Consider the following 5,776-nt stretch of genomic DNA (forward strand, 5'->3'; position numbering starts at 1 on the left):
TAATGCAATTGGTATAAGGACTCTCCACCACAACTTACGCTTTCAACACCATAGATAGCTGACTTCATATAACAGTTTTACAATCTGACGCTTAGTCACACTTTTGCCTTTAGCAGTTCAAGCTTGATTCAGCTTACCAAGGTTAAGATCAACCTAATTTCTAACCCGTTTGATCCCAGCCAATTGGCTTATGAGAGTTTAATGAAAATCCATGATACCGACTTAATCTATACCAACTTGCCTGGCACGATGGGATTACTCAATTCCGTTGCGTTTATGTGGGTCATCACCGCTGTCACCGTCGGTGTTTTTTGCTGGGTGGCCATTAAGCTTTGGCACCTGCACTCCCTACCGAAATACTTAGCCAAAGAGCGCGGTATGCAGCAAGCAAAGCTGGTATTTTGGCTCTGTATGCTTGGTCTGCTCTGGAAGCCGCTGTGGGTTTTAGCTGTTATCGCAATTGTCACTGATTGGGACAAGGTACAACAGTGGATTAGGGGGACACGCGCATGAAAGAGATAATGCTGCCCTATATTTTTATTTGTTGGTTACTGTTTAAATTCAATGTGATCAAAAAAAGACCGCGTAACTACTTTATTAGTGTGTTGGTAGGCTGTTTAATTGCCACTACTCTGTTCTTGGCGCATCGTTTTTATTCGCCTGCAGATCTCACCGACTCTACAACCGTACGTGCGCCGCATGCCGTGCTTTCACCCGCCATTGGGCAACAGATCCAATCAATTTCAGTTGATCACAATCAACACGTAAAAAAAGGCGAACTTATCTACACTTTGGTTGATGATAAGGTTGCCAGCGCGATTGATGAGATCAATGCAAAAATACAAGAGATCGAACGTGCAGTCGAAGCCACTGAGGTTAAACTTGCCCAAGCGAAACGGAACTACCTGCGTAAAGCGGAACTTGGTGAGCACGTCAGCGAACGCGATCTTGAAAACGCTGCCGATAAAGTTGAGATCACCCAAGCCGACTTGAAGGTGCAAGCCGCTCAACTAGAAGTTCAGTATGCACAACTACGTAAGCAAAACTTTGAGCTAGATAGGCTACAAGTAAGAGCTCCTTTCGATGGTATGGTGACTCACGTTTATATTGCTGATGGCACTCGAGTTGGTTCTATGCACCTGTGGAATACCGGCAAAAAGTTTGTCGAGATGCGTATCCCAGATCAATCCTACGCTTATATTCAACCGGGGCAGTTTTCTGAGTTCTATATCGATGCCTATCCTGGACAGATTTTTAGAGCTCGTGTGCACAGTAAGGTAGAAGCTACTGGCGAGGCTCAGGGCGATTTATTACCTCGCGAGCAGATGGTGTCACGCCATATCAACCTTGGCTCAATGCCAGTAGGTAGAACCGTCGTGCTTGAAGTGGATGACAACACCATGGCGATGCTACCCATTGGCGCCACGGGCTCCGCTTGGGTCAGTGCAGAGAAGCCTCACTCAATATTAGGGGTACTCGATATCATTGGCGCTGCAACCGTCAGACTAAAAGCCGTTAAGGCATACTTAAATCCACTATAAGCCAATACATAAGCCCGCTAGCCATAATGCTGGCGGGTGATACTATTTCTAAAAGCCAGCCTTATTGACAACCAAGCCTTAAGTTGAAAAGCTACCATCTCATTAGCTTTAGCATGTCAGAAAGGGAACAAGGTATATGGATGAGCGCTATTTTTATGAGCCCAGCAAAGGCCATGGTCTACCCCATGATCCGTTAAGCGCAATAATCGGGCCTCGCCCTATTGGCTGGATTGGCTCTCGTAACGCCCAAGGTCAGCGAAATTTAGCACCCTATAGTTTCTTTAACTGCTTCAACTATCGTCCGCCAATCATTGGCTTTGCCAGCATTGGTTGGAAAGACAGTGTTGCCAATATTGCTGCAACTAAGGTGTTCACTTGGAACTTGGCAACTAAAAGCTTGGCAGCAAAAATGAATCAGAGTTCGGTGGCATTAGCCAACGATGAAGATGAATTCAATTTTGCAGGTCTCACTGCTAAACCAGCTTCGATAGTTGCAGCCGATTACGTTGCACAAAGCCCAGTTAACTTTGAATGTAAGCTTTCGCAACTGATTCAACTGCAAGGGGCAGATGGTGACAAAATAGATAGTTGGTTAGTGTTAGGCGAGGTCGTTGCCGTGCATATCGATAAGCAGTTGTTAAGCGCAGAGGGAGAGTTTCTAACCACTAAAGCCGCGCCAATTTTGCGAGCAGGTGGAGCCACTTCCTATTACGGCATTTCAGAAGACAATCGTTTTGATCTGTCGAGACCGATGACTCCTTAGTATTTTTTATGAGTCTTGCAGGCTCAACAAGCTTTACAAAGTATTAGCAATACATGACTAGGAATGACCTTTCTAACAAAATAGCTAGCCTCAAAAAGCAGCCACTATGTGCTTTTTTGAGGCTCTATCAATGACCCTGATAATCTAAAGGGCTGTATTCCCCTCTCTTTGACTTTGCCACTGTTGCATTAGCTGCTTAACAAAGACTTTATCTTTCTCGTCTGTGGTAGTGGCATACAATACAAATTCATCACCATCTTCTACATGAATGGTGACTTCAGCGACCTCAGCCTCTTCACTCGCGTTAGCATAATCGACTTCGATATCTTCTACAGCGCTTAATGGACTAGAGGCAACTTGCAACTCATCGTTCTCAACCCAATAGGAAAATACAGTCTCAGGCGTGAAGCCGTTGCCGTCTGATCGATTGCTCAGCCAATCGTCACTATAAAATAAAACTGGCATTTCGTTTTCAGTGAATACCTTGTTTTGCTGCATAAAATCGATATCGTGCGACCACAGTTCTTCACCAGTAATAATGTCATCTTGCGCAATCAAGCCAACGTCTTGCCCTGCTGAATATAACAGTAATGGAGACATACAAACCATAAACACCCAATTGCGTGCATGCCACTGCGAGTTAGCTAAATAAGCCTCGGTATTTAGTTTATTTATCTTATTCACGTACATGACTAGCGGGGCGAAAACAATGAACGGAATAAGGTAATCCCAGTTACCCCAATCGCTCTCCCAACTCATGGAGTTGTACCCCAGATAACCTACAAACAGGAAAACCGCCGTCCAAGCAGGGATCAGGAATGGCTGACTTTCTCTTTGGTCACGATCAACGACCAACCACAAATACAAAGGGTAATACCAGAGCGGTGAAAAAATAGCTCTCGCAACAGGCCATATATCGGGCCTGTCTTTCTCATATTTAATGTACTGCCAGTTCTTATAGCTCCAATAGGCCGAATACAAGCCAAGACTAAAAACTGACAGAATGAAAAACTTAACTAGCGATACTGGATAGAATTGGCTTTGATGGCTACTTTTCGCTTCCATCGTCAAACTGACCAAGGCATACACAATACTAAATAGCATTAGAGTGCCAAGTAAAACCCAGCGATTAACTGACTCCAAAGTGTCTGCTACAATGGGCTCGCTGGTTGCCGCTGCACTGGTTGCCTTAGGGTAATCAACAATACCGTAGCTATCTATAGAGTCGACTTTCTTCAGTGCCGCAATATAGTCAGCGAGCTGCTCGACCTCAACCCTATCTACCTTAGTGCGGTAATCGTATGACAATGTAAGTTGATGTTGTTTCTTGTTATAAGCAACCTGATAAACCAGTTCAAAAAAAGGATTATCCTCCTTGGTGGTTTCATCAGTAAAACTCCAGTTTGAATCACGAAGATTAACAACAATTTCGCCTTCAATCTGCAATGGGTAACTTAACGGTAGCGCTCTTTGGCTTAAGCTTTCGGGAATAGACAGATAAGGAGACAATTGGGTTTCATACAGGTAAATAGTAAATCCCTCGTCATCCCCCTCAGTCCAAGGCGCCTTTAACAAATAGTCTTCACTAATTGTCAGTGTCCCTTGAGTATTATCTCTGGTCACTTGCAGCGGTGTATTGATGCTGAGTCCATTAAAGATTTTGTCATAATACTTAGCGTATTGCTCAGACAAAGCCTGTACTCCACTATCCACTATCGCCGCCCTTTTACTGCGTGCTTCATAACCAGAATAGGTCACTTTAGAGGTGAATATTGATGGCTTTGCCACCCCATCTGAAAAGTCATAAGCTTCTGCAAAAACAATTTTGCTACCACTATGCTCAGCAGGCATTTTTTCTAGGGCATCAACCCCAGGTTCTAATACCAACGCATAACCATAGTTAGGTTGATAAACAGCATCTAAAGCCACTTGCTGGTACAACAATGTCGGGTCAAACCAATAACTCTTGTTATTTATCTCGGCCTTAATAATGGCATGGTTGAAGCTTTTTGCCGACGGCAACTTGTTAGCTAGGCTTTCGCCTGTTTGGCTATTGACTAAAACAGGAGAGGCTTCCACACCAAGTCCTTTCAGTAGCGCGATTAGCAGCACCGACTTATCTTTACAATCACCATAGCGTTTAGCTAATGTGTCGCTGGCTTTCGCAGGGAAATGGCTATTACTGCCTATCTCAATCCCCAGATAACGGATATCTTGTTGCACGAAATTAAGTGCAAGCATAACTTGCTGATCTAAGTCATCAGTTTGCTCGGTGATCTGCTTAATCTTGCTTTGCAACGCTGCAGAATTATCAAGTTGACGTTCAAACATTGGCCGAGCCCAGTCGACCACCGCCCGCCAATCTTTACTCTCTGAAAACTCGGCTTTGGCATAAGGCTCATACCAAGCTGCAGCATCATTACTCACTGTTAAAATGGGCTGTTGCTCCACTAGCAGTTGATAGTCCGTTTCACTACCTAAACGACTCTCGGTAAAGCTTTGTTCAGTATTGTGCATCTTAAAATGCAAAGGAGTAGACTTCCCCCAAAGCACTCTCAAAAACTGTTGATGGATCGGCACTTGCCACTGCAGCGTTCTAGAGCCGGTGAAAGTACTGGCAAATACAGGGTTCTGCCCAAACCGTGTAAAGCTATACTCAACAACATCACCAATTCGAATATCATTAACCGCCCAAAACGCATTAAGCGAACCATCGTAAAGCAGGTCGTTACCGCTGTCGCTTTTGTCTAAACTGAACTGACTATCTAAGGTTTTATCAATTTCTACGCCATCTCGGATAACCTTAATCCCGTGAAAAGCGATCCGCTCATAGCTAGGGTCGTAACTCACACTAATTTGCGAGACGTACTCTAGGCCTTTAGCTGAAACGGCTTTAATAACATAGCGATTAAACTTGCTCTGTTCACCACCTTCGCTTACCCGATATTGATTATCGAGCAATAAATGAAAAATACCATCGGCAAGCTGACCCGTAGGTTCTTTTTCTGGCTCGCTAACAGGCACTGACTGCACCCACGTTGGCTGCGATGTATAGGTTACGCCCTGCTCGCGATAAGTGCCGCTATACCAGTTTTCATCTAACGATAGACGCTCTGTAACAGCTCAAATACTGTTGGCATTGGCCAAGGAACATACTGAAAAATGGATGAGCAAATAGCAGGCAGCAATCGATAAGATAAATAATCGTGCAGCAGTTGCAACTGCTTTAAGCCATATTCGATTAAACATCGAGCCAGTCCTTTGTTTCTTATTATTGATGTAAGGCTCCCTCTATGGAGCCAACTGATACTAGGGGTTGTTGATCTTTCACGGTTGTTTTTGCCGCAGTTTATTGGCTATTTTGACAAGGCGGAGGCTATGCCGTTTAGTTATTCTCCACAAATAGTCTACAACACAGTAAAAATAGCCAAGAAACGCGGCCCTTTGGGTTCGATTCAATGCTTCTATTCTT

The 5,776-nt window shown here is 44.2% G+C and carries 4 protein-coding genes; 3 read left to right on the forward strand and 1 reads right to left on the reverse strand.

Annotated elements, in window-relative coordinates; genetic code table 11:
* Nucleotides 1–201: 201 nt before the first annotated feature.
* The 3 genes from AB4238_RS20875 to AB4238_RS20885 all read left to right on the forward strand — a co-directional run bounded on the left by AB4238_RS20875 (nucleotide 202) and on the right by AB4238_RS20885 (nucleotide 2,304).
* A complete protein-coding gene (locus tag AB4238_RS20875; protein ID WP_220739592.1) occupies nucleotides 202–513 on the forward strand; it encodes an Mg2+ and Co2+ transporter in 312 nt (103 codons plus the stop codon).
* Entirely contained in the window at nucleotides 510–1,541 is a 1,032-nt protein-coding gene (locus AB4238_RS20880; protein ID WP_372035382.1) for an HlyD family secretion protein, read from the forward strand. The genes AB4238_RS20875 and AB4238_RS20880 overlap by 4 nt, the downstream gene beginning before the upstream one ends.
* A gap of 136 nt (nucleotides 1,542–1,677) precedes the next feature.
* Nucleotides 1,678–2,304, forward strand: coding sequence for a flavin reductase family protein (locus AB4238_RS20885; protein WP_372035383.1), 627 nt, complete (start codon nucleotides 1,678–1,680; stop codon nucleotides 2,302–2,304).
* Between the two features lie 144 nt (nucleotides 2,305–2,448).
* Here the strand turns inward: AB4238_RS20885 and AB4238_RS20890 are convergent, their stop codons facing one another.
* Entirely contained in the window at nucleotides 2,449–5,328 is a 2,880-nt protein-coding gene (locus AB4238_RS20890; RefSeq protein WP_372035385.1) for a DUF3857 domain-containing transglutaminase family protein, read from the reverse strand.
* Nucleotides 5,329–5,776: the final 448 nt, after the last annotated feature.

The organism is Shewanella sp. 10N.286.45.A1 (genome assembly GCF_041470405.1).
Lineage (GTDB): Bacteria > Pseudomonadota > Gammaproteobacteria > Enterobacterales > Shewanellaceae > Shewanella.

Bases quoted from the DNA above. Each gene is read 5' to 3' on its own strand.
- AB4238_RS20875 (WP_220739592.1), top strand. From the start codon at position 202: ATGAAAATCCATGATACCGACTTAATCTATACCAACTTGCCTGGCACG.
- AB4238_RS20880 (WP_372035382.1), top strand. From the start codon at position 510: ATGAAAGAGATAATGCTGCCCTATATTTTTATTTGTTGGTTACTGTTT.
- AB4238_RS20885 (WP_372035383.1), top strand. From the start codon at position 1,678: ATGGATGAGCGCTATTTTTATGAGCCCAGCAAAGGCCATGGTCTACCC.